Origin of the sequence: Flavobacterium jumunjinense (assembly GCF_021650975.2) — a bacterium.
Lineage (GTDB): Bacteria > Bacteroidota > Bacteroidia > Flavobacteriales > Flavobacteriaceae > Flavobacterium > Flavobacterium jumunjinense.
The window spans coordinates 1,341,264-1,365,756 of record NZ_CP091285.1; the positions used below are offsets into that span (position 1 = coordinate 1,341,264).

Annotated in this window: 19 protein-coding genes and 1 tRNA gene; 7 read left to right on the forward strand and 13 right to left on the reverse strand. The window is 28.5% G+C overall.

What is annotated here, in order from left to right; all coding sequences use genetic code 11:
- Positions 1-9: 9 nt before the first annotated feature.
- The 3 genes from L2Z92_RS06075 to L2Z92_RS06085 form a co-directional block, all read right to left on the reverse strand.
- A complete protein-coding gene (locus L2Z92_RS06075) occupies positions 10-1,530 on the reverse strand; it encodes a T9SS type B sorting domain-containing protein (RefSeq protein WP_236457944.1) in 1,521 nt (506 codons plus the stop codon).
- 112 nt (positions 1,531-1,642) lie between these two features.
- The gene (locus tag L2Z92_RS06080) at positions 1,643-2,920 is read right to left on the reverse strand and encodes a hypothetical protein (protein WP_236457945.1); all 1,278 of its coding nucleotides are present in this window, start codon (positions 2,918-2,920) and stop codon (positions 1,643-1,645) included.
- Between the two features lie 27 nt (positions 2,921-2,947).
- Positions 2,948-3,382, reverse strand: coding sequence for a hypothetical protein (locus L2Z92_RS06085; RefSeq protein ID WP_236457946.1), 435 nt, complete (start codon positions 3,380-3,382; stop codon positions 2,948-2,950).
- 540 nt (positions 3,383-3,922) lie between these two features.
- Here L2Z92_RS06085 and L2Z92_RS06090 point away from each other — a divergent pair.
- Both L2Z92_RS06090 and L2Z92_RS06095 read left to right on the forward strand, forming a co-directional pair.
- On the forward strand, positions 3,923-5,071 hold the full coding sequence (locus tag L2Z92_RS06090) for a DNA polymerase III subunit (RefSeq protein WP_236457947.1): 1,149 nt from the start codon (positions 3,923-3,925) through the stop codon (positions 5,069-5,071).
- Positions 5,072-5,075: 4 nt separating this feature from the next.
- The gene (locus L2Z92_RS06095) at positions 5,076-5,459 is read left to right on the forward strand and encodes a DoxX family protein (RefSeq protein ID WP_236457948.1); all 384 of its coding nucleotides are present in this window, start codon (positions 5,076-5,078) and stop codon (positions 5,457-5,459) included.
- Between the two features lie 8 nt (positions 5,460-5,467).
- Here the strand turns inward: L2Z92_RS06095 and L2Z92_RS06100 are convergent, their stop codons facing one another.
- The 6 genes from L2Z92_RS06100 to L2Z92_RS06125 form a co-directional block, all read right to left on the reverse strand.
- Positions 5,468-7,744 (reverse strand): helix-turn-helix domain-containing protein, encoded by a 2,277-nt coding sequence (locus tag L2Z92_RS06100; protein WP_236457949.1) that lies wholly within the window; start codon positions 7,742-7,744, stop codon positions 5,468-5,470.
- 87 nt (positions 7,745-7,831) lie between these two features.
- Positions 7,832-8,440 (reverse strand): OmpH family outer membrane protein, encoded by a 609-nt coding sequence (locus tag L2Z92_RS06105; RefSeq protein ID WP_236457950.1) that lies wholly within the window; start codon positions 8,438-8,440, stop codon positions 7,832-7,834.
- A gap of 252 nt (positions 8,441-8,692) precedes the next feature.
- Positions 8,693-9,538, reverse strand: a complete 846-nt coding sequence (locus L2Z92_RS06110) for a class I SAM-dependent methyltransferase (protein ID WP_236457951.1) — start codon at positions 9,536-9,538, stop codon at positions 8,693-8,695.
- A gap of 118 nt (positions 9,539-9,656) precedes the next feature.
- A complete protein-coding gene (gene mnmG / locus L2Z92_RS06115) occupies positions 9,657-11,534 on the reverse strand; it encodes a tRNA uridine-5-carboxymethylaminomethyl(34) synthesis enzyme MnmG (RefSeq protein ID WP_236457952.1) in 1,878 nt (625 codons plus the stop codon).
- 154 nt (positions 11,535-11,688) lie between these two features.
- Positions 11,689-12,108 carry an rRNA maturation RNase YbeY gene (gene ybeY, locus L2Z92_RS06120; RefSeq protein WP_236457953.1) on the reverse strand — a complete coding sequence of 140 codons (420 nt, stop codon included), beginning with the start codon at positions 12,106-12,108 and terminating at the stop codon, positions 11,689-11,691.
- Positions 12,101-15,442: a DUF4175 family protein gene (locus L2Z92_RS06125; RefSeq protein ID WP_236457954.1), complete on the reverse strand. Its 3,342-nt coding sequence runs from the start codon at positions 15,440-15,442 to the stop codon at positions 12,101-12,103. The genes ybeY and L2Z92_RS06125 overlap by 8 nt, the downstream gene beginning before the upstream one ends.
- A gap of 106 nt (positions 15,443-15,548) precedes the next feature.
- Here L2Z92_RS06125 and L2Z92_RS06130 point away from each other — a divergent pair, with 106 nt between their 5' ends.
- Both L2Z92_RS06130 and gltX read left to right on the forward strand, forming a co-directional pair.
- Complete coding sequence (locus tag L2Z92_RS06130) at positions 15,549-16,580, forward strand: alkane 1-monooxygenase (protein ID WP_236457955.1); 1,032 nt, start codon at positions 15,549-15,551, stop codon at positions 16,578-16,580.
- 78 nt (positions 16,581-16,658) lie between these two features.
- Entirely contained in the window at positions 16,659-18,161 is a 1,503-nt protein-coding gene (gene gltX, locus L2Z92_RS06135) for a glutamate--tRNA ligase (RefSeq protein ID WP_236457956.1), read from the forward strand.
- A 38-nt stretch (positions 18,162-18,199) separates the two neighbouring features.
- Here gltX and L2Z92_RS06140 read toward each other — a convergent pair whose 3' ends face one another.
- Positions 18,200-18,862, reverse strand: coding sequence for a PorT family protein (locus tag L2Z92_RS06140; RefSeq protein WP_236457957.1), 663 nt, complete (start codon positions 18,860-18,862; stop codon positions 18,200-18,202).
- Positions 18,863-19,004: 142 nt separating this feature from the next.
- On the opposite strand from L2Z92_RS06140, the gene L2Z92_RS06145 reads away from it, so the two are divergent.
- On the forward strand, positions 19,005-19,982 hold the full coding sequence (locus L2Z92_RS06145; protein ID WP_236457958.1) for an SPFH domain-containing protein: 978 nt from the start codon (positions 19,005-19,007) through the stop codon (positions 19,980-19,982).
- A gap of 673 nt (positions 19,983-20,655) precedes the next feature.
- On the opposite strand, the gene L2Z92_RS06150 is transcribed toward L2Z92_RS06145, so the two are convergent.
- Entirely contained in the window at positions 20,656-22,338 is a 1,683-nt protein-coding gene (locus L2Z92_RS06150; protein ID WP_236457959.1) for a glutamine--tRNA ligase/YqeY domain fusion protein, read from the reverse strand.
- A 92-nt stretch (positions 22,339-22,430) separates the two neighbouring features.
- Between L2Z92_RS06150 and folB the strand changes: the two genes are divergently transcribed.
- Together folB and L2Z92_RS06160 are read left to right on the forward strand one after the other, a co-directional pair.
- Complete coding sequence (folB, locus tag L2Z92_RS06155) at positions 22,431-22,790, forward strand: dihydroneopterin aldolase (protein WP_236457960.1); 360 nt, start codon at positions 22,431-22,433, stop codon at positions 22,788-22,790.
- Positions 22,791-22,865: 75 nt separating this feature from the next.
- Positions 22,866-22,936 (forward strand) — tRNA-Cys (locus L2Z92_RS06160).
- A 128-nt stretch (positions 22,937-23,064) separates the two neighbouring features.
- On the opposite strand, the gene L2Z92_RS06165 is transcribed toward L2Z92_RS06160, so the two are convergent.
- Together L2Z92_RS06165 and L2Z92_RS06170 are read right to left on the reverse strand one after the other, a co-directional pair.
- Positions 23,065-23,748: a LysE family translocator gene (locus L2Z92_RS06165; RefSeq protein WP_236457961.1), complete on the reverse strand. Its 684-nt coding sequence runs from the start codon at positions 23,746-23,748 to the stop codon at positions 23,065-23,067.
- Between the two features lie 49 nt (positions 23,749-23,797).
- On the reverse strand, positions 23,798-24,463 hold the full coding sequence (locus L2Z92_RS06170) for a head GIN domain-containing protein (RefSeq protein WP_236457962.1): 666 nt from the start codon (positions 24,461-24,463) through the stop codon (positions 23,798-23,800).
- Between the last annotated feature and the right edge of the window lie 30 nt (positions 24,464-24,493).

Here is a 24,493-nt window from a genome sequence, read left to right on the forward strand (position 1 = left end):
AATAAAGTTTTATTTGATGATAGTTAATATTCCTTCTTTTATTAATTGATTCTCTTTTGATAATTTAAAATAAAAGAATGCTTTTGTCTGAAAAATTTCATTTGTGTCTTCTGGCCAATTATTCTGATAATTGTCTGTTACATAAATTTGCTTTCCAGCCGAATTATATATTTCTAAATTTAAATTATTTGAACTTATTAATTCAAATGGGACTTTGAATTTATCATTAAAACCGTCGTTGTTTGGGCTGATCAAATTGGGAATTTCATCTACATCGGGGCCAGTTACTACTAGAATAATTTCTTTTGTAGCTATACAACCAACTGTTTGTGTGACTTTAACTTTATACTCACCAGTTTGTGTGATTGTTATTGTGTTTGTTGTTTGTCCTGATATCGGATTGTCATTTAAAAACCATTGAAATGTAGGTGTATTTGCATCAGTAGTAACAGTTACTACAACTGAACCACCTACTGCTAATTCATATGGAGAAATTACATCAATACTTGCGTTGAATGTAATTGGAGTTAATACATAGGGTTGGGACTCTGCTATACATGAACCATTATCTACAGATGCATGATAGGAACCCGCTAGTAATGCATTATGCGTATTAGTATTTTGTCCTGTTAATAACTCACCATCTAAATACCAAGATATAACGTTAGGTGGATTGTTTGAAACGTTTAACGACAATAACACACCATTTCCTTCACATATTGTGTTTGTTACTGGATTTGTGCTAATTACAACCGAATTTGCACCTGCTTCAGTAACCGTAACTATTCTAGATTTTGATAGTGAGGAAGATTCGGTACATTGGCCATAATTAGTTTGAACATAATATTTACCTGGTGTTGAAACAGTGTAAGTTGGTCCATTAGCACCTGTAATGGTAACAAAAGTACCTCCTACTTCTTTCTTCCATATATACGTTAAATCGGGGTAAAATAGAGGTGATGAACTTGTACCTGAGTCAAAAATTGATAACGTAAATGTTGATCCTGTACAAAACGAAACATTATCTACTCCAAGGGCATTGTTTAATTTAATTTCCTGATTATGTATCATGTAATACGCAGCAAACACAACTGATTGAGTACTTATTGCCGAAGGAGCCGAACTTCTAACTCTTAATGAATAATTAGTTCCATAAATAGTATTAGGAAAAGAAAAACTCATTTCAAATGTATTCCCAGAGAGTAAAACTGTTGAAATGGGTATTATTTGAACAGTATTTGCTTGGACTGTAAAACCATCATTCGATAATTCCAAACTGAATACATTTCCCGGTAATAAATTTGCTAATGGAGAGACATTAAATTTTAATTTATGAGTTTCATTAACGCCATTTGCTTGACAAACATATGAATTAGTTGGATCAAACGGATTTACAAAACTAGGTACGAGGGTAGTAATATTAACACTAAAAGAAGACTTTGGAGATAGAACATCGTTGTTTTCTGCCTTAATTTTAGGCAAAAAAACTATTGATAAAACAATCCCTATTTTTAAAATTCTACTTAACATATTCAATTACTGATTAAGTTTTAGCATTTTCACATATAACAATCAAACTGTTAATATTAAAACTTAACGTTTATAATATTAACAGTTGAAATATCTTCCTATGTTGATTCCTTTAATTTATACTTCCAATTTTTAATCTAAAATCGGGAGTTCTTTGATTATTTGCATCTACAAATAAATCTTCTGATTTCGCTTTTTCATATCTATTCGCAAAACTTGGTTGAGCATAATAGAACTCTAAATCGTCATTTGAAACTCCACCAACTTCAGAAACAATGTTCTTTTTACAGTTATTAATGAAGATTCTTTGTAATTTAATTTTAGATAAATTTGGATCTGAAATTTCGATATTAGAATTTAACAATAAAGCTGAGTCAAAACCAGACACAATACTGTTTTTGAAAGAGAATAAACAATCTTTATTAATATAAATCGCTTCTTTAATTAGTCCGTCTGTTGAAGACTTTCCGTCTATTTCATTTACTATCGTAAAATTACTCATACTAACGTTTGTAGTTGCTTTTGTTAAATCTGTCATGTCTTTGTTGTCAAAAGATGTAACAGTAACCGCTCTAAAGTTAGTACTACCTGAGAAGAATGGATTTCTTAATACAAGTCCGTTTTCAAGATTAGCAACTGCTCCTTGAGTGAAATAAAAATCACTATTACTTGATCTGAAAGAAACCAATTTTTTAGCTTTAGGATTACCTCCTACGAATTTAAATGAATTACCGCTAGACATACTAACTTGTACAGATTCAATTATTGTACCGCTACCTACTCCGATAAGAGAAACCGCATCATAAACAGAATATCTATCTTTTCCTTTTCCTGCAAACTCAATTCTAACATTTTTAATAGATCCAGAATTATCTGTTGCTACCTCACCACCACCAACTCTAAAGTTACTAGGGATTTCGCTTTCAATTCTAGCAATATTACCATAAGTATTTATTGGTGCATTACCTAAAATGATAATTCCTCCCCAATCTCCTGATTTTCTTTCGTTTACAGATTTATCAGATGTAAATACAATTGGATTAACAACTTCACCGTCAGCAATTATTTTTGAACCTTTAGTTATGATTATTGCACTATACTCACTTGAACTAGCTCTAATAATAGTACCTGGCTCAATTGTTAATTTTGCATTATTGGTTACATAAACTTCACCAACAAGGTTATATGTTTCCAGATTTGTCAATGTGATATCTGAAGATATGTTCCCAGTTAATATTTTTGTTGTTTGTGGATACTCTCTTCCAACTGGGTTGAAAGAAGACCATCCGTTTAACCAATTACTTCTCCCTACAATGCCCCAATCATCTTGCTGAGCCTGTAAAGAAAGTCCGGTTAGGACTAATACAATTAATACGATAGTTTTTTTCATAACTTTAACTTTTAAATTATTCAACCTTTACTCTACTTGTACTCTATGAACAAGTTTTAAGACTTCTTCATAAAATAAAATCGCCTTTATAATATTACTTGTATCTGAATACGGTAATATTCCAGTTAAAAATTGTTCATTATTTTTTAAAAAATTGTCTCTATTCTCAACTTCTGCTTCCAGTGCTTTTACATTTTCTTTAGAAGTAGGAATTCCTAAATCTGTAAATGTCACACCTGGTTTGTTAGTAACTCCAAAATACTGAATAATACTAAACAATATCTTAACTCTCTCTACATACAAAGGTAACAATTGTCCTTTAGTCATAGATTCTAGTTCTTTTCTATCATGGTAAGTTCCAATACCCCTGATATCAATAACAACTTTTTGATCTTTCTGTGCCAAACCATCAATCGATGATAGCATAAATAATGCAATGATGCATACGTAAAATTTTCTCATAATAAAATTTGTTAATTTTCAGTAAATAGGCAAACCAACTACAAATATATATAATAAAATCTTTTAACAAAACTTTTTAATAAAAATGTTGATAAAAATTTTAAAAAAACTTTTTTTGTTCTTGTTTTTAATTCTATAATTAGTTCGCAAAACACTCTTTTTTTTCTCAATATATTGATTTACTGGTATACATTCAAAATGCGTGCCAAAAAATAATTTGTTCAAAATTAATTAATTAATTATTCAATTTTATAGTAAAAAAATTAAAAAAAATTAACATTTAACAGTATTTCAACTAATATATCTATAGATTAAATGCAAATAAAATAGATTATCGTCAGTTTTATATTTTCATAAAGTTACGAATATTTTATCGATTCTACGATTTTTTGAGGATTTTAACAGCAGTATATTTTTTCTATTAAAAGAGCCAAACTAATTTTATTCGAAAAATATTTTGTTAATAACTTTACTATCAGATAACTATCTGAATCTGCTACATTGTAATTTTAAAATAAATTAAGAGTTGTATATTTGCTCATGCTTTTAAAAGATATTTTAGGACAAGATCATATAAAAAATCACTTTATAAAAAGTGCTAGTTTGGGCAGAATACCTCATGCTCAATTATTTGTAGGACCAGAAGGTTGTGGAACGTTAACTTTGGCTATTGCATATGCTCAATATATTTTATGCTCAAATGTAGATGGCGAAAATAATACTGGTAATGCAGCTTGCAATCTAAAATTTGAAAACTATTCGCATCCAGATTTGCATTTTGTATATCCAGTTGCGACTAATGATCAAGTTAAATCGCACCCTGTTAGTTCAAATTTTGTAACACAATGGAGAACTTTTTTAAAAGAAAACCCTTATGGTAGTTTATTTGACTGGTATAAAAGTATTGGTGTTCAAAATAAACAAGGTCAAATAGGAGTAGACGAAGCAAGTGAAATTAATAAAGCACTATCTTTAAAAGCCTATGAAGGAGGTTATAAGGTAATGATTATTTGGATGGCAGAAAGAATGAATATTGCTTCTTCTAATAAATTACTAAAACTTTTAGAGGAACCACCTGCAAAAACGATTTTTATTTTAATTACTGAATCTTTAGACGATATCCTCCAAACGATAATTTCTAGATGTCAAATTATTGATTTTATGGGGCTTAGTGAAGACACTATCGCTAAAGGTTTGATAACTAGAGAAAATTGTGATGAAAAAACAGCTTTAAAAATCGCGCATCAAAGTGAAGGTAATTATAACAAAGCATTGCATCTTTTAAAAAATGATGATAATGAATATCCATTTGAAACTTGGTTTATTCAATGGGTGAGGAGTGCGTTTAAAGCAAAAGGAAATGCAGCTGCAATTCAGGATTTAATTAGTTGGAGCGAAACCATTGCAGGACTGGGTAGGGAAGTGCAAAAACAATTTTTACATTATTGTATTTATTTTTTTAGACAAGCCTTACTTTCTAATTATCAAGTAACTAATTTAGTTTACTTTGAACCTACTGAAGCAAATTTTAATTTAGAAAAATTTGCTCCTTTTGTAGATGGAAGCAATATTAATGATATATTTAAAGAATTAGAATCTGCTATTTATCATATTGAAAGAAATGGTAATAGCAAAATTATTCTTACTGATTTGTCTATAAAACTAACCCGTTTAATTCATAAAAAATAAAATTATGACACAAGCAACGCCCATTCTATTACTTTTGTTACTTAGTGTAACTTTTTTACAATCTGGATATGATAAAATTAAAGATTGGAAAGGAAATGTTTCATGGCTAAAAGGTCATTTTTCTGAAACAATTTTAGCTAAGCAAGTCCCACTTGCGTTATTTATAATTTTGATTTTAGAAATTTTTTCTGGAGTTCTTTGTATTTCTGGAATTATTGAATTGTTTACTAAAAAATCAAGTCTCGTTGCCTATTATGGAGCCGTTTTATCTTGTCTAACTTTGATTTTTCTTTTGTTTGGACAACGAATTGCTAAGGATTATGATGGTGCAAGAACAATAGTAATCTATTTTGTTCCTGCAATTATGGCTGTATATTTACTTAGTTAATCCTGTTTTTATTTTAATGATGCTTTATACAATCTTAATTCATCCCAACTGATTGATTCTCCGTGTTTTTCTTTTAATTCACTTAGACTTTGATCATTGTATCCATTGAAAACTTCTTTTAATACTGAAATTCTATCTTGTGTTAATATGTCAGAAATTTCAACTATTTCCATTTGAATTAATTTTGAAAAATGATTGAAAATTGTTTGCGGTGTAAGTTTTCTCAATACAGCAATTTCTTCAATTGATACATTCTGATTCCAAAGCTCTAAAGTTTCTTCAATAGTAGATTTCTTTGGTGCTTTGGTTTTTATCTTTTTAGGCTTTTCTTCATAGTATGTATATGTCTCTTCTTCTTCAATTAAAGTAGAGAATTCTTTTCTAAACCTTTCAGAAACAGTAACTAATTTATTTATTTTGTATGTAGCAATATCTTGAGATGTTAAATTTTCTTTAGTTATCTTTTTTCCTTGAGTTATTATACTTGTCAATAATTTTGCTTTTTTTAATTTAAGAATTGTATTAATATGAATTTCTTCTAATGCATATAATTCTTCATAAAAAGCCTTTACTTTTTTTATTCTTTTTATTTCTTCCAACTTTAAAAGTAATTCTTCAGCAATTTGATCTAAAATATTGAAAAAGTAATCATAAGCAGCAATACATCGTTCATTCACAAAATCATTATCAATAGAATCTTTAGAAAAAAGAGAATGAATTTGTGATAAAAACTTTTCTGAAAAAATCTCGATTTTAGCTAATTGTTCATATTGATTTTTTGCCCAACTTGTATGCTTTATTTTAACCGATTTAGGAGCTTCAAAATTATAACTATAAAAATGATTTCTCCATTCTTGAATTAAATCTTTGAAATTAAAAGCATTAGTAAGATATTGAAAGACGAAATTTTGTGTTTCCTTAACAAGCGATTTCGCTAAAGCTTCTTCTGTAGATTTATTTTCTGCATAGGAAAGCACATCAACATCGCTAGAAATGCCATTCATTTGTATTTTTGACAATAAAATAAGGCCATTTAAGGAACGTAAACGAGAAAGTGCTACATATGCTTGTCCAGGCGCAAAAACTTGCGATACATCTAAAGCAGCTTTATCAAAAGTTAATCCTTGACTTTTATGAACAGTAATTGCCCAAGCTAATTTAATAGGGTAGTGGACAAATGTTCCAACAACTTCTTCTTCTATCTCTTTTGTATCTTCATTTACTTTAAAACGAATATTTTGCCATTCGTATTTATCAACTTCTATGGTTTTATTTTCTTCTGGAAAATGAACACGAATTTCTTCACTAGATAGTGAACTAATAACACCCATTTTTCCATTAAAATATTGCTTTTCAAAATTTAAATCATTTTTGACAAACATTACTTGTGCACCAATTTTTAATTCTAATTTTTCTTCTAAAGGGTAAATTTTTTCTGGAAAATCGCCAACAATCTCTGGAGAATAAAAACTAGATTTTCCTATTAAATCTTTTAAAGATTGCTCATTAATTAAATCGGCTTTTGAATTATGTGTAGTTAATGTTATATAACCTTTATTGTTTTTTAAATCGAAATTTGGTTGTACGAACTTATTAAGAACTGAAATATCTTCATTTGTGATTTTATTTTGACGTAAATTATTTAAAACATTAATAAATAAATTATCAGTCTGGCGATAAATTTTTTCTAATTCAATATAGAGTGGTGGGTATTGTTGCATAACATGCGAATGGAAAAAAAACATACCACTGTAATAGTTCTTTAATAATTGCCATTCTTCATTCTTAACAACAGGTGGAAGTTGCAATAAGTCACCGATAAATAAAACCTGAACTCCTCCAAAAGGACGCTCAAGTTTTCTGATTTTACGCAACATAAAATCAATGGCATCAAGAATGTCTGCTCTAAGCATTGAAACTTCATCAATTATCAATAATTCCATATTTCGTATTACTGATTTTTTTGTTCCATTCATCTTGAAATGTCTAGCTAAAGTAGCGCGACTTTCAAATTTGATATTTCCTGCAAAACTTGAAATATTCTTATTATCTGGAAGAAAGGCTCCAAAAGGTAGTTGAAACATTGAGTGAATTGTAACACCGCCTGCATTAAGTGCTGCAATACCTGTAGGCGCAACAACAACTGTGTTTTTATGAGTAGTTTTAATAATCTCTTTTAGAAGAGTAGTTTTTCCTGTTCCTGCTTTTCCAGTAAGAAAAATTGATTTATTAGTTTGATTAATAAATTGCAAAGTGTAGTTTGCTTCGGCTGATAAAAATTCCATATGGCAAATAATTTATTTGACAAATATAAACAAATGAAAACCAATAAAAAAAGCCCCAAAAGGGGCTTTATAAAATTATAAAAAAAATTATTTTTTATCTTCTTTCGTATCTGCTTTTTTATCATCTGCAGAAGTTTCATCTTCTTTTTTAGAAGTCTTACCGTTTTTGGCAGCAAACTCTTCGTTAAGTTTCTTTAAAACTTCTTTTGTAATATCATAAGGATCTTTTGCAAACAAAATTGTTTGAGCATCACCTGTTCCATAAATATAATCATATCCTTCTTTTTTACCGTAAGTTTTGATATAATCTTTTAATCCAGTTACAATAGAATTACGGATACTATCACTTTCAATTTGAATTTGTCTTAGGAAAGCTTCTTGTTCCATAGAAAGTTGTTGCTCTCTTTGTTGTAATTCTGCACCTTTTTGTTGTGCCCATGCCATTCCTTTAACTTGAGCGTTTCTTTGAAAACCTGCTGCTTCAGTTTGGAAGGCTTGTAATTTTGCTTCTAATGGACGACCTAATTCTTGAGATTTAACTTTGAACTTATCTTCTTCATCTTTGTACTTGTCATATTCTTTTAAAAGTTCAACAGTATCAATGTAAGCAGTTTTAAAATTTTCTTTTTTATCTTCTGACTTGTTGCAAGAAAATAATGCTAAGGATACTCCTAAAATCAATAAGGCTTTTTTCATTTTTAATTATTGTTATTATTGCTTATGTATATTTAAAATATAATTTTTTGTAAAAATAGTAAATCCCTTTAAAGTAACAAATATTGCGCGTTTATTAATTATAATAAAATCTTATGCTAATTATAGATAAACATAGGAAAATGCTATAAAAAACAACCGATTTAAAGGCTGTTTTCTTAAAGAAATAAATTTGGGTAAATAAAACGCTTAATACACACATCTAAGTGCGCTGAAAACGTCTTAAATTAGTTTTTAGTGCTTTTTTATGATGTAAATATGCGAGGAATACTCTTTTTTTATAATTCCAACACAATTTGAGATAAAACCAATAAAAAAACCTTTAATAAAATTCATTTTCCCATTTTTGTTTTTTTCAGATAAAAGAGAAACATAAAAACTATCAAACCACATTGGTTTCACTTTTATCAATTTCATATTTTGTTTTTGAAAAAGTAAATCAATTCCTTTTTTAGAAAAATGCCATAAATGTCTTGGAACATCGAAAGCAGCCCAAAACGATTTATAATATTTTGCATCGTAAGATTTGAAATTCGGAACAGCTATAATAATTGTTCCATTGGGTTTTAATAAACGTTTCAGTTCTGCAATTTGAAATTCTAAATTGGGTACATGTTCTAAAACATGCCACATAGTAATTACGTCAAAAGATTCGTTTTTTAAATCGGCTAAACTATTTTCAAAACTAACACCTTTATCAATTGCTATTTTTTTAGCTTTCCCACTTGGTTCAATTCCGGTAGTATTCCAATCTGATTTTTTTGCAGCGATTAGAAAATCACCAGTTCCAGCACCAATATCTAAAACGGAACCTTTAGTATTGTATTTTGATAAAAGATTTACCTTTTTCTGAATGGCGCTCTTTTTTACTAAATGGTACATTTTTTCAAACAAGGTTCTTTTTCCATCTGTATGTGAAATATAATCTTCACTTTCATAATAGGAGGGAAGTTTTTCTAAAGATGGTTGAGGATCTGTTTTAAGAATTTGATATTCTTCATTTAATAACAATGAAAAAGATTCTCCCGAAACGGAAAAATCTTTAACTGTGTTGTAAATATTGTTTTTTGTAAAATTCATTATAATTTTAAATAATTCAATAATAATAAGGTTTAACAAGAATGTTTCACGTGAAACATAGTAATCAGGTTGTTTAAAAAACTCATTAACATAAGTAACATATCAAACATCAGAAATATTAACGACCCATATAAATTAACAGTACAGAAATATCACTTGGAGAAACTCCACTAATTCTAGAAGCTTGAGCAATTGTTTTTGGACGAATTTTATTCAGTTTTTGTTTTGCTTCAATCGAAATTGATTTTATTTTATTAAAGTCGAAATTATCTGGAATAATAACATCTTCCAATCTATTCAATTTGTCTGCATGATTTTTTTCTTTTTCAATATAACCAGAATATTTAACTTGAATTTCGGCTTGTTCAATAATTTCATTATCCAAATTATGTATTGCAACATATTCAGATACTTTTTTGAATTTAAGAAAATCTGAAAGCTCTAATTGTGGTCTAGAAAAAACTTTAAACATTTTATCAGGTTGCGACATATGAGCAGAACCTTTTTCTTCAAGAATTGGATTTGCCTCTTCAGGTTTTAAACTTGTCTCTCTAAAGAAAGTAACCATAGCTTCCGATTTAGAAAATTTTTCTTCCATACGAATTAATCGTTCTACTTTAGCCAAACCAATTTCATGTCCTTTAGGAGTTAATCTAATATCGGCATTATCTTGACGAAGTAACGTTCTATATTCAGCCCTTGATGTAAACATTCTATAAGGCTCTTCAGTTCCTTTAGTAATTAAATCATCAATTAACACACCTATGTAAGCTTCATTTCGTTTTAAAACCAATGGTTCTCTTTCTTGTACTTTTAACGCAGCATTAATTCCTGCCATTAAACCTTGAGACGCTGCTTCTTCATAACCAGTTGTTCCATTAATTTGACCAGCAAAATATAAACCTTCAACTAATTTAGTCTCTAGAGTATGCTTTAATTGTGTAGGAGGGAAGTAATCGTATTCAATAGCATAACCAGCTCTGAAGAATTTTACTTTTTCAAAACCAGCAACAGAACGCATTGCTTTAAATTGAACATCTTCTGGTAAAGAAGTAGAAAAACCATTTACATAAACCTCGACAGTATTCCATCCTTCTGGTTCAACGAATAATTGATGACGGTCTTTATCTGCAAAACGATTAATTTTATCTTCAATAGAAGGACAATATCTTGGACCAACACTTTGAATTCTTCCGTTAAACATTGGACTACGATCAAAACCTTCACGAAGTACTTCATGTACTTCGTTTGAAGTATAGGTCATCCAACAAGAACGTTGTACAGAAAGAGGCTTAGTTAAATTGGAATAAGAAAATTTATCTGGAATAACATCACCAGGTTGTTCGGCCATTTTAGAATAATCTAAAGAACGACCATCAACACGGGGAGGAGTTCCAGTTTTCATTCTTCCAGATTCAAAACCAAGTTTTAATAAGTCTTCTGTTATACCGAAAGAAGCACCTTCTCCTGCGCGACCACCTCCGAATTGTTTATCTCCAATATGGATCAATCCATTTAGGAAAGTCCCATTGGTTAAAATAACACTTTTACTTTTAATCGTTATTCCTAGTGAAGTTCGAACACCTACTAGCTTACCGTTCTCAGATAAAATTCCAGAAACCATTTCCTGATAAAAATCCAAGTTAGGAGTTTGTTCTAACATCAAACGCCATTCTTCTGCGAAACGCATACGATCACTTTGAACACGAGGAGACCACATTGCGGGTCCTTTCGATTTGTTCAACATCTTAAACTGAATAGCCGTCTTATCTGAAACAATTCCAGAATAACCACCAAGCGCATCAATCTCTCGAACTATTTGTCCTTTTGCAATTCCTCCCATTGCAGGGTTGCAAGACATTTGTGCAATGTTTTGCAAACTCATTGTAACCAATAGAGTGGAGCAACCCATATTTGCAGCAGCAGCAGCAGCCTCACATCCAGCATGTCCACCACCAACTACAATAACATCATATTCTTCTTGAAATAAACTCATTTAATTTTAAAATTTTTCGATTGATTTTTTTTTTAAAACCAATCGTTCTACCATATAAACAACTTCAATGTTTCACGTGGAACACTCTTGATAGAGTAATGATATTTTATATGTTCCACGTGAAACATATAAAATATTTAAAATAGGTTTTGTACTAATGTTTCACGTGGAACATAGCTATTTTTTCATTCTCTTTTTTACGCATCACTAATTCATCGTTTTTACTTTTGTCTTTATAGCCACAATAGTGCATTACCCCATGTATTATAACTCTCTTTAATTCTTCATTAAAACTAGTATTGTAATCGGATGCGTTGTCTTTAACTCTTTCCACTGAAATAAAAATATCACCACTAATAACATCACCTTCTGTATAATCAAAACTAATAATATCAGTTAGGGTATCATGGTTTAGATATTCTACATTAATCTTATGTAGATATTCATCATCACAAAAAACATAGGTTAGTTCGCCTAGTTTTTTCTTTTCAGAGTGAATACTTAAGGTAATCCAATCTTTATAATCTGTTTCATTTTCTAAAATAAAATCAGTTTCGTAATTAAAATTAATCATTTGTTTTGAAATATTTTTGAACCTTCTGATTGAAATTCGGCTGCAAAGGTAAAGTTTGTCTGTTTAATATTTCAATACTATTTAAATAATCTCTAAACTCTTTCGGTAAGGATTGAGAAGAACCATTAAATTCTTGTTCGTTAGATTTTGATTTACGCTTTGTATCTTCGCCTTGTTGTTGAATTGCATTTTCTAATTTTAGTAATTCGTGTTTTAGATTAAGCATCTTAGATAAGGTTTGATTATTAAACCCTTTATTGATAAGTTGCTTTTCTATATCTTTCATTTGATTTAATGCATTTTGCCCAAGACCAGACATACCTTCTTTTTCTAAAGCTTTCTGCAAAGCATCTCTTAATTGTTGTTGCTCTTTAATAATTTCTAAAACTTTACCAGCATTTCCTTCTTGTCCATTTTCCCCTTCCGATTCTACACCAGAACCTTCGCCAGGTTTATTTCCTTTACCCTCTTGTTTACCTTCTTTACCTCCAGATTTGTCTCCTGGTTTGTCTCCTGGTTTTTTACCTTCTTTTTCTCCAGGTTTATCTCCATCTTTCATTCCATCCTTCATTTTCTCACCTAAACCTTCTTGTTGTTTAATAATATCTGGTAATTGTTTTCCTTTGTTTTCTCCTTTCTTTGGTTTTCCAGAACCACTACCTTGAGTTTGCATATCATCACGAACGTTACTTAGAAAGTCCGCTAATTTATTTGCAGAATTTAAAATATAATGTTGATGTGATGTTCCTTTATTAATCATGTTTTCAGAAAGGGTAGACAGTGATTTGTCAAGATTATAATGTATTTCACCAACTTCATTTAATATCTTTTCACTAATCATCGGGTTACGTAGTGATACTGCAAACAAACTATCATCGATATGTTTGAATTGAATTTTTAAATCTTGCTGCTTTTTTAAGATCTTACTAAAGTGTACAGATTTAGTATTTGATTTTTTTGTAATGTCTAATAAATCTTCTTCATCAAAAGAGAAGGAGAGGAGGTTGTCTAGAATCTGACGAAGTACTTTAGCATCTTCTTCCATCTGTTCTTGTGAACCACTTGACATTGATGCAGCCATTTTTTGACCCATTTCTTTCATCTTCTTACCTGCTTTCTTTTGCTTTTCTTTAGCACTAGACTTACTATCTTTTTGTAATTCTTCTTCTGCTTTATTTAAATCATTTTGAATATCCTTTTGTACATTTTTATCTATAGGAATATCCATTGGTGATTTTAAATCTTTATTATCTTTATCTAAAGCATCTAGCTCTTTCTTAATCTCATCAAATTTATCAGATAACTCTTTTTGTTTCTCTAAACTATTATTTTTATCTTCTGCTAATTGTTCTTCTTTCTCTCCAAGTCGTTCTAGTTTATCACCAATTTGTTCTGCTTTTTTTTCTACATAAAAACGTTTCGTTAACTCTACTAGCTGTTCTAAGTTTTTAGATTGCGTTTTACTATTCTGTTTTAGCTTTTCAGATTTTTCTAATAATTTATTTTTATCTAGTTTTTCAGAAAGCTCTTCCAGTTCTTTTAAAAGTTTTTCGTTTTCTTTAGATTGTTTTTCTGTTTCTTCTAGTCTTCTAAGAAGCTCTTCTTTATTTTTATCAAGCTCTTTTGGATTAAAATCTTCGAGATTTTCAGAGAGTTTTTTAGAAAACTCTTTCATCATTTCATCTTGTTCTTTTTGTTTTTTAATAAAATCTTCAATCTTCTTTTGATCTTTGAAATCAAGGTTGGCTTTTTCTTTATTTAATTTTTGAAGTTTATCTAATTCTTGAAGTTGCTTCTCTTGATTTTGTAAAGATTTTTCTAAACTATTTATATTTTCGTTTTGATCTTTTAGCAATTTATCGTCGATTTGATCGGAAGTTAGTTCGTAATGCTTAAAAATGGAAGATTTTGTGCTTTTGTAATTATTAACTACATCATTATCAAATACTTCAAAGTAATATTCATAGTTATTTCCTTCTTGTAATTCTAAACCAGTAGGAAAAGTATAAATAAAACGATCTACAGCATCATTTTTAATTGAAATTGCTTTTTTAAGTAAAATTTTTGGATTGTTTTTATCATAATAAACAACATTCAATTTAGTTAAACCATAATCATCTGCAAGGTGACCAACAATAATTTTTTCTTTAAGCTTTAAACTATCTGGTGCAAATTGAACATTGATTGTAGGATATTGATCTTTGATTATTGAAATTTGATAATTGAGTTTTTCGAAATTTGAAACATTACTATTTGAAGTAACTATCTGATAATTCAAATCGTTCTTTAATCTTAAGGAATAATCGAAGACAGATTCATTATTTGAAAAAGGATTGCTAATATTATTATATACAAAATCAATATTAGTTGTTGACTCGGTATTAATTTTCCATTTAATAATTGTTCCTTCAGGAACAACTGCATTACCAGAACCAAGAATTGTTTCGGGGTTTTTCTTTAAATAAGAAGGGTAACTCAAAACCATTTGAAAATTAGAAATCGAAGGAACATCAATTACATTCAAACTATATTCTTTAGTAATAACTTCGTTTGATTGAATATGAAATTTTGTATTCTTAATAACGTTTTTAAAAGTATATTTAAACAAACCATTACCATTATTTTCTAAATAGTACTCTTCTTCTCCAATAATTATAGATGCATTTTCAGGTATAACTTTACCAATAGATTGTACTTCTAAAACAAAATCATTATTTTGTTGTGTGATTAACTTTTTATTCAGAACAGAAAATTGAAATGGAGCAGGAGGTGAGTACAATGTTTGGTAGTGTACAACACGATCTAAACTATTTGCAATAATATTTGAATTTCCAGAAACAAAAAACAAAATTAAAAGTAGTACCGGAAAAATTAAGTAGGGTAAAAATCTTTTATTTTTTGAAAAAGAAATAGCATTAGAAAAAGGAATGGGTTGAAGATTACTTGCTTTTTGTTCAATTGAAGCAACTAATAATTCTGATGAAGTATCTTTTGAAGACAACTGTAAGAAGTTTAAAAGTGAATCTTTTACTTCTGAAAAATGATTTCCAATAATAATTGAAGCCTCTTTATAGTCTAAACCTTTTTGAAGATTAAATAATTTAAAAATTGGAAAAAGTATAAATCGTAACAAAAGGAAAACCTCTACTATGATAAACATCCAAAACAATATTGACCTTCCTAAAGTAGACAACCACAAAAAATGTTCAACTAAAAGTATAAAAATAAAATATAACAAACCAAAACCACAAAATAGAATTGCTCCTTTTATAAGTTCGTTGATATAAAATTTTCTAATAAATGATTCTAACTTACTATAAATAACAGACTTCATTTCGTAATTTTTAGGACGTTTAATTATAACTGATAAAATTACGATTTTAATGAATATAAATAGAATAAAAAAAATCGTAACTTTAAGAGTAGTAAAAACAGTAAAAATGAAATATTTATTAGCATATTCAATTCCTTTAATTTCAATTTTAGGAATAAACGAACAAGGAATTGCTTCCTATTCTGGAGTAATATTTTCTTTTGTTATACTCCCAATTTTGGAACTAGTGATGCCAATTGATAAATCAAATTATTCGGAAAGTCGAATTAAAAGTAGATTAGAAAATAATATTTTCGACTATCTATTATATGTAAATATTCTAATTGTTTATGGAGTTTTATTATTTACGCTTATTAAAATAACAAATACAAAATTAGAATTGTACGAACTGATAGGAACAATTTTAAGTTTAGGAATTGTATTAGGAGCAAACGGAATAAATGTAGCTCATGAATTAGGACACAGAAAAAAAAGATGGGAAAGAATTTTAGGTAAACTATTATTAGTTCCATCACATTATACACATTTTTTTGTTGAGCATAATCTAGGACATCATCTTCATGTGGCTACTCCTGAAGATCCATCTACAGCAAAATTTAATCAAAGTCTATATGCATTTTGGTGGCAAACAATAGTTGGAACTTATAAGAAATCGTGGCAAATTCAAATGAAATTAAACAAACTAAATGAAGTTTCATTTCTATCGATATATAATGATATGTTTTGGTTTACATTAATTCAAGTTTTTTATATCACACTAATAGCATTCATATTTGGAACAACAGGGTTTATAGTTGCAATACTAGCTGGAATAGTAGGTTTTCTATTACTTGAAACAATCAACTATATTGAACATTATGGTTTAAAAAGAAAGAAATTAGAATCTGGAAGATATGAAAGAGTATCAGAAAAACATTCCTGGAATTCTAATCACATAATGGGGAGAATTATTTTATATGAATTAACAAGACACAGTGATCATCATTACAAATCTGTAAAAAAATATCAAGTTTTAGAATATCATGATGTAAGTCCGCAAATGCCTTTTGGATATCCTACAAGTATGGTACTCTCATTACTACCTCCTTTGTGGTTTTATATAATGAATAAAAAAGTTCCAAATGAAATGAAAAATTAGCAAACGAATGTATTATATATTATCTTGTTTTTTATAAAAATGCAATAAGCTATCTTTGCATTAGAAAAAATTTAAAAGATGTCAAGACCAGTTAGAGTACGATTTGCTCCAAGTCCAACAGGACCATTACACATTGGTGGTGTTAGAACCGCATTGTTTAATTATTTATTTGCTAAAAAAAACGGTGGTACTTTCTACATTAGAATAGAAGATACAGACCAAACTCGTTTTGTAGCAGAAGCAGAAGATTATATATTTGAAGCATTAGAATGGTTAGGAATTTCACCAGATGAAACTATAGGAAAAAATGAAAAGTTTGGACCGTATAGACAAAGTGAACGAAAAGGAATGTATAAAGAATATGCCGAACAATTGATAAATTCTGGTTGGGCTTATTATGCATTTGATTCTAGTGAAAAATTAGATGAATTAAGAAAAGAAGCTGAAGCGAATAAAAACACATTTATCTATAACCACACTATACGTGAAACTTTAGATACTTCTTTAAAATTATCAAAAGAAGAAATAGAAAAGAGAGTTGCAACTGGAGAACATTATGTGATACGTTTTAAAACTCCAGTGAATGAAACATTAGAAATTAATGATTTAATACGTGGTACTGTAAAATTTGACACCAATCTTTTAGATGATAAAGTATTGTTTAAAAGTGATGGAATGCCAACGTATCATTTAGCAAATATTGTTGATGATCATTTAATGGAAACTTCTCATGTTATTAGAGGAGAAGAATGGTTACCTAGTGTTCCTTTACATTATTTATTATATAAAGCTTTTGAATGGGAAGCACCAGAATTTGCACATTTACCATTAATATTAAAACCAGTAGGAAATGGAAAGTTATCTAAAAGAGATGGAGATAAAATGGGCTTTCCAGTTTTTCCTTTAGAGTGGAAAACAGCAGAAGGAACATCTATGGGTTATAGAGAAAATGGATTTTTTCCAGAAGCAGTTGTTAACTTCTTAGCTTTATTAGGTTGGAATGACGGAACTGAACAAGAATTGTTTTCTTTAGAAGAATTAATTGAAAAGTTCGATTTAGGAAGAATTCATAAAGCAGGAGCAAAATTTGATCCAGAGAAAAACAAATGGTTTAATCATAAATATCTTCAAAAGAAAGAAGATGAAACTTTAGCTAATTTATTCAAAATTGAGTTAGATAAAAAGAACGTAACAACCACATTAGATATTACAAGAGTTGTTAGTTTAGTTAAAGAACGTGCCAATTTTGTAACAGAACTTTGGGGTTTATCCGATTACTTTTTTGTAGCACCTAATGAATATGATGCTAAAGCAAATAAAAATTGGAAAGACGATACTCCAGAATTAATGCAAAAAGTAATAACTGAACTAAATACTATTTCAAATTTTACATCATTAAACATAGAAACGCTTTTAAAAGAATGGATGACTCAAAATGAAATAGGAATGGGTAAAGTGATGCAACCACTTCGTTTAAGCCTTGTAGGCGCTTTAAAAGGCCCACATTTGTTTGATATTATTGAAATGATAGGGAAAGAAGAAACAGTAAGAAGAATAGAGAAAGCAATAGCAACATTATAAAAAAAAGAAACCCAGCAAAATTGCTGGGTTTCTTTTTTTTAAAGATAAACAGTAATCATTCCACTTAGAATACCATAATTGGCCTTAAACTTCTTATCACCATTTAAAAGTTTTAAATCATCACTTTTATTTAGATTGTTCATAAAATTATTTACTCCATATTGATAAGAAACATGTAATCTTAAATTTTTAATACCAGCAGTAACTCCTGCATAAAGGTTACCATTAATCTTAGTAACATCAACAATATCTTTAGCAAGTAATGGATTTATGATTGAAGGACTATCTTTTAATATAGTCGATTCGTCCTCTTTATCAATGGCAAGTTTACCATTAATTTGAAGAACTGGACCAATTTCAAAAGTTAAATGATTTTCAATAATCATATAACTTCCAGTCAAAAATATTTGAACCGCAGATAATTTATAATTAATATCTTTTGTGCCAAATAAAGGTGCTAAACTAAAATTACTTTCAGTAAAATTCATTCCAAAAGCCATTTGCCAATCATTATAATAATTACCTCTTAAAGAAAAACCACCTGTCCAACCAGATTCTGGTTTAGCATTAAACTGATCAGAAAAAACACTCATTTGTGTTAATCCACCAGAAATTCCTATTCTATTACTGTCTCTGTTCCCATATTGAGCATTAGCAGAAAAAGCTAAGAATAATGAAAACAAACAAATAACTCTTTTCATATATGTAAAATTAATTTTTTAGTGACCATAAATAGTATCACTTATTATATTTAATAAATCCAAAAATAGGTTTAATAATTTTATTTTGTAACTTTTTACGATAAAAAGCGTATAATAACTATAAACCAATTAAATCAACATTATGAGTCCATTTGTAATAGTACTCCTTGTACTAGGATTATTTATTTTCTTAAGTTCTTTTTTTACTGTAAAACAACAAACTGCTGCTGTTATTGAGCGATTTGGAAAATATGCAAGTACACGCACATCGGGTCTACAACTTAAAGTTCCTGTTGTAGATAGAATAGCTGGAAAAGTAAATTTAAAAATTCAACAATTAGATGTTATCATTGAAACTAAAACAAAAGATAACGTATTCGTGAAACTAAAAGTTTCTGTGCAATTTAAAGTATTACAAGAAAAAGTATATGAAGCTTTTTATAAACTAGAATATCCACATGATCAAATTACATCATATGTATTTGATGTTGTTCGTGCAGAAGTTCCAAAATTAAAATTGGATGATGTTTTCGAAAGAAAAGATGATATTGCAATTGCAGTAAAAAGAGAATTGAATGAAGCAATGTCAGCTTATGGATATGACATTATCAATACATTAATTACAGATATCGATCCAGATATTCAAGTAAAAAATGCAATGAATAGAATTAATGCAGCTGATAGAGAAAAGACTGCAGCGGAATATGAAGCTGAAGCTGGAAGAATTAGAATTGTTGCAAAAGCAAAAGCTGAAGCTGAAAGCAAAAGATTACAAGGTCAAGGTATTGCAGACCAACGTAGAGAAATTGCAAGAGGATTAGTAGAATCTGTAGATGTATTGAATAGAGTTGGGATAAATTCACAAGAAGCATCAGCTTTAATTGTAGTAACTCAACATTATGATACATTACAAGCTATTGGTGCAGATGCAAATAGTAATTTAATTTTATTACCAAATTCACCACAAGCAGGAAGTGAAATGTTAAATAATATGGTTGCAAGTTTTACAGCAAGTAACCAAGTTGGTGAAGCAATGAAAAAAGCAAATAGTAATAAAAGAGTTGAAACTGGAAAGAAAGATATTTTCGGTGGAATAGAAGAAAATAAAAACGACGAATAGAAATATATTTTAAAAAAGTTAATTTTAACCATCAATTCTAAATTGGTGGTTTTTTTTATGTAAAAAAAGAAGTAAAATTAAAATAAAGCTATTTAAAGAAACATTAATACGATAGTAGTGAATTCATATTACTCATATATTTTAATTAATTAAAAAGCATTTATTTAATCGTTTTATTATAAATATTTTTTATTAAATATATTTATAATATCAACAAAATTAATTAAAACAAAAAACAAGGAGAAAAACTATTTTAAAGAGATTTAAGCTACTATAATTTATAAAATAAAGTATCATATTATTAAAAATTAAAGTTTCATTACAAGTACTATATAGAAGTGAAAATTAATAATAAAAAACTATATAGATTAAAATAAAATAGATAATATATATAATAAATAATTAAATAATAATAAATTAAATTTATAGATAAATTCTATTATATAATAAAAAGTTGAATAAAAAACAAAAAATCTATTTTAAAGCGATTTAAGGTATTTAAAAAATATAATAATAAAAGTATATTATCATATTTAAAAAATGGATTAAATTAAATATATGAAGTTTGTTTTTAATAAATAAAAATGATTAAAAATAATTTAAAAATAGTTAATATTAATAATAAAAAAAGCACTGAAAATTCAGTGCTTTTATAATAAATATCTATTATTTTTTATTTTGACTCAATTTTTGCCCAAGTATCTCTCAAGCCAACAGTTTTGTTAAAAACTAATTTTTCTGAAGTTGAATCTTTATCAACACAAAAATATCCTAAACGTTGAAATTGAAAATGATCTAATTCTTTTGCAGTTGTTAAACTAGGTTCAACATAACCTGTAATAATTTCTAAAGAATTTGGGTTAATATATTCTTTAAAATCTACTTCTTTATTACCATCTGGGTTTTCATGTGTAAATAATCTGTCATATACTCTAACTTCAGCAGCTACAGCATGTTTCGTAGAAACCCAATGAATAGTTCCTTTAACTTTTCTTTTACTAGCCTCAGAACCACTTCCAGACTTAGAATCTACATCATACGTACAATGCACTTCTGTAATATTACCTTCTGAATCTTTTATAACAGACTCTCCTTTAATAATATAAGCATTTTTTAAACGTACTTCTGTACCTAATGTTAGCCTGAAAAATTTCTTATGTGCTTCTTCTTGAAAATCTTCTCTCTCAATATATAATTCCTTAGAAAAAGGTAATTGACGATATGTCATTACTTCATCTTCAGGATTATTTTCTGCTTCTAACCATTCCTCTTGACCTTCTGGATAATTAGTAATAACTAATTTAATTGGATTCAAAACAGCCATAACACGAGGAGCAACTTTGTTTAAATCTTCTCTTATACAAAAATCTAATAAAGAAACATCAATTAAATTTTCACGTTTTGCAATACCAATTGTGTTTGCAAAATTACGAATTGAAGTAGCAGTAATACCTCTTCTTCGCATACCAGAAATAGTACTCATTCTAGGATCATCCCATCCTGTAACATGCTTTTCTTCAACTAATTGCAATAATTTTCTTTTAGAAACAACAGTATGAGATAGATTTCTACGAGCAAATTCACGTTGTTTAGGACGTACTTTTGAATCGTCATAAATTTGATTTAAAAACCAATCATATAACTCTCTATGAGGTAAAAACTCAAGTGTACAGAAAGAATGAGAAACTTGTTCTAAATAATCACTTTCACCATGAGCCCAGTCATACATAGGGTAAATACACCAATCATTAGCAGTTCTATGATGATGAGCATGCATGATTCTATAGATAATAGGATCTCGCATTAGCATATTATTAGCATTCATAGATATTTTAGCACGTAGAACATGAGTTCCTTTTTCGAATTCACCATTTTTCATGCGCTCAAATAGCTCTAAATTCTCTTCTATTGAACGATTTCTATATGGAGAGTCTATACCATTCTGAGTAGGAGTTCCTTTTTGTATCGCCATTTCTTCAGAAGATTGACTATCTACATAAGCTTTACCTTTCTGGATAAGAATAACAGCCCAATCGTATAATTGTTGGAAATAATCGGATGCATAACACTCTTTATCCCATTTAAAACCTAACCATTCAACATCTTTCTTTATAGCATCTACATATTCTTGCTCTTCTTTAGAAGGATTTGTATCATCAAAACGAAGGTTTACTGGTGCGTTATAATCATTACCTAAACCAAAATTTAAACAAATTGCACTAGCATGACCTAAATGCAGATATCCATTAGGCTCTGGTGGAAAACGGAAACGTAATTTATCTTTTGACAAGCCATTTTTTAAATCTTCCTCAATGATTTGTTCAATAAAATTTAATGATTTTTCTTCAGTTGACATAAGAATTATTAATTTTGACAAAGATAAGAATTAGTTTAGAATGTTTATAAGTTTAAATAAGACTTGTATGCTCTAAACTGTAAACTGTAAACATGGGAATAATCAAATTGAATAAAATACGCACATTTTCATATCATGGCTGTTTAGTTGAAGAAGGAAAAATTGGTAGCGATTATACTGTAGATTTAGAAATAAAGACAGATTTAAGGAAATCTGCACTAACAGATGAATTAAATGACACTATTGATTATGTAGAATTAAATAAAATAGTTGTAGAAGAAATGTCAATTAGAGCAAAGCTTTTAGAACATGTAGCACATAGGATTATTGTACGCATTTTCAATGAATTAGCTCAAGTATCTCGAATTAAATTAGCGGTTTCTAAGCTGAATCCACCTATTGGTGGTGATGTTGCTTCGGTTACAATTGAAATGGAAGAATATAGAAATTAAAAAATTGTACTACAAAAAATGTGCAACACACTAGATTTTTTAAAATATATTTATATATTTGCAATCCAATCATAAGGCGTCGTGGCCGAGCGGCTAGGCACCGGTCTGCAAAACCGTCTACTCCGGTTCGAATCCGGACGATGCCTCAAAAGAGTTACTAGAAATAGTAGCTCTTTTTTTATGTTTAAATTTTAGAAAAGAGGACGATAAAAGTTAAAAATAGCTTCATTAACATCAAAAAAAAAAGGATGTATAAAAATTTATACATCCTTTTTTAACTTTTAAAATTTTCTATAACTTCTTGAAGTTTATCTTTTTCCTTTGGAAAGAAACCTTGTAACACAAAAAAGAAACCAAAAATTAAAATAATTATACTAATAACTCTTTTAATTTTATAAATATTCAAAGGTGTCAACTTATGTTTTAATTGTTTAGCTAATAGTATTTTAGCAATATCAAAAATTAAATAAAAAACCAGAATTGCAGTAAAGAAAATAAAAATTCTTTGTGTATTCATTTCCATTTGAGGTCCATAATTAATAATTACCATTAACCAAAAACCTAAAACACCAATATTTATAAAGTTTAAAAGAAAGCCTTTAAAGAAAAGTGCAAAATAATTATTCTTTTGAATATTATCTTCATCTATAATATCTTGTTGTTGTTTTTTAAAATTTCTTTTTAATAATATGAAAGAAACTATACCATAAACAAGCATAATAGACCCACCAATTATAAATAAAAATGGATTATCTTTTACTTGTTCAAGAAGCTGATTTGTGCTAAAATAAGCAATAAGTATAAAGATAATATCAGCAAACACAATTCCTAAGTCTAAGGTAAAAGCTGCTCGAAAACCTTTAACAATACTTGTTTCCAATAAAACAAAAAAACCAGGACCTATAGAAAAAGCTAAAAGCAATCCCCAAGGGATTGCAGTTAATAAATCTTGCCACATAGAATAAGCAATAAATTAATATTAGTAATACGAAGTTAACAAAAAAAAACTACTTCGCTTGTTCAATAGAACCACCAGCAACAATCTTTTGATCTATCTGCTTTGGTTTTCCATAAATTAAAACACTACCACCAGCTCTAACTTTAGCATTAACAAAATCAGTGGCATTTACATCTGCTTTTCCTCCTGTGTTAGCAGTTATAACTGTTTGTTTGGTAACTAATCTTTGTGCTTCATATTTTCCTCCAGAATTAACTAAAATATCTGCATATTCTACTTTTCCATCTAATTCTAAAATACTTCCTTGAGTCAATTTTGTTGTTAATCTATCAACATCTAATCTTAATTTTATATTCGATGATTCTTTCGCTATAATACTAAAATTTATGGCTTTAAAAATCTCATTCGATGCTACTCTAGAGCCTTCATTTGCTTCAACAGCTTCTATTTTTTTATAATAAACTGTTGCAGAAATATTATCGCCTTTCATTAGATTACTAAAATTCATTTTAATTTTTAGTTCTCCATTCTTATTCACTAATTCAACATCTTCAGATTTATCACCTTTTAAAATAACTTTATTCTCATCAGATTGTATTAGATATACATCTATTTTATCAAAAGCAGTTACTTTATAAAAGTCTCCTACCGTTTTTTCTATTTGTGAAAAAGCTACTGAACTGATTAAAAGTAAACTATAAACTATTTTCTTCATATATGTAAAAATTTTATTTATTAATAATCT

What these genes read in the sequence shown, in the direction of transcription:
- L2Z92_RS06075 (WP_236457944.1), bottom strand. Translation starts at nt 1,530, where the DNA reads ATGTTAAGTAGAATTTTAAAAATAGGGATTGTTTTATCAATAGTTTTT.
- L2Z92_RS06080 (WP_236457945.1), bottom strand. Translation starts at nt 2,920, where the DNA reads ATGAAAAAAACTATCGTATTAATTGTATTAGTCCTAACCGGACTTTCT.
- L2Z92_RS06085 (WP_236457946.1), bottom strand. Translation starts at nt 3,382, where the DNA reads ATGAGAAAATTTTACGTATGCATCATTGCATTATTTATGCTATCATCG.
- L2Z92_RS06090 (WP_236457947.1), top strand. Translation starts at nt 3,923, where the DNA reads ATGCTTTTAAAAGATATTTTAGGACAAGATCATATAAAAAATCACTTT.
- L2Z92_RS06095 (WP_236457948.1), top strand. Translation starts at nt 5,076, where the DNA reads ATGACACAAGCAACGCCCATTCTATTACTTTTGTTACTTAGTGTAACT.
- L2Z92_RS06100 (WP_236457949.1), bottom strand. Translation starts at nt 7,744, where the DNA reads ATGGAATTTTTATCAGCCGAAGCAAACTACACTTTGCAATTTATTAAT.
- L2Z92_RS06105 (WP_236457950.1), bottom strand. Translation starts at nt 8,440, where the DNA reads ATGAAAAAAGCCTTATTGATTTTAGGAGTATCCTTAGCATTATTTTCT.
- L2Z92_RS06110 (WP_236457951.1), bottom strand. Translation starts at nt 9,538, where the DNA reads ATGAATTTTACAAAAAACAATATTTACAACACAGTTAAAGATTTTTCC.
- mnmG (WP_236457952.1), bottom strand. Translation starts at nt 11,534, where the DNA reads ATGAGTTTATTTCAAGAAGAATATGATGTTATTGTAGTTGGTGGTGGA.
- ybeY (WP_236457953.1), bottom strand. Translation starts at nt 12,108, where the DNA reads ATGATTAATTTTAATTACGAAACTGATTTTATTTTAGAAAATGAAACA.
- L2Z92_RS06125 (WP_236457954.1), bottom strand. Translation starts at nt 15,442, where the DNA reads ATGAAGTCTGTTATTTATAGTAAGTTAGAATCATTTATTAGAAAATTT.
- L2Z92_RS06130 (WP_236457955.1), top strand. Translation starts at nt 15,549, where the DNA reads ATGAAATATTTATTAGCATATTCAATTCCTTTAATTTCAATTTTAGGA.
- gltX (WP_236457956.1), top strand. Translation starts at nt 16,659, where the DNA reads ATGTCAAGACCAGTTAGAGTACGATTTGCTCCAAGTCCAACAGGACCA.
- L2Z92_RS06140 (WP_236457957.1), bottom strand. Translation starts at nt 18,862, where the DNA reads ATGAAAAGAGTTATTTGTTTGTTTTCATTATTCTTAGCTTTTTCTGCT.
- L2Z92_RS06145 (WP_236457958.1), top strand. Translation starts at nt 19,005, where the DNA reads ATGAGTCCATTTGTAATAGTACTCCTTGTACTAGGATTATTTATTTTC.
- L2Z92_RS06150 (WP_236457959.1), bottom strand. Translation starts at nt 22,338, where the DNA reads ATGTCAACTGAAGAAAAATCATTAAATTTTATTGAACAAATCATTGAG.
- folB (WP_236457960.1), top strand. Translation starts at nt 22,431, where the DNA reads ATGGGAATAATCAAATTGAATAAAATACGCACATTTTCATATCATGGC.
- L2Z92_RS06165 (WP_236457961.1), bottom strand. Translation starts at nt 23,748, where the DNA reads ATGTGGCAAGATTTATTAACTGCAATCCCTTGGGGATTGCTTTTAGCT.
- L2Z92_RS06170 (WP_236457962.1), bottom strand. Translation starts at nt 24,463, where the DNA reads ATGAAGAAAATAGTTTATAGTTTACTTTTAATCAGTTCAGTAGCTTTT.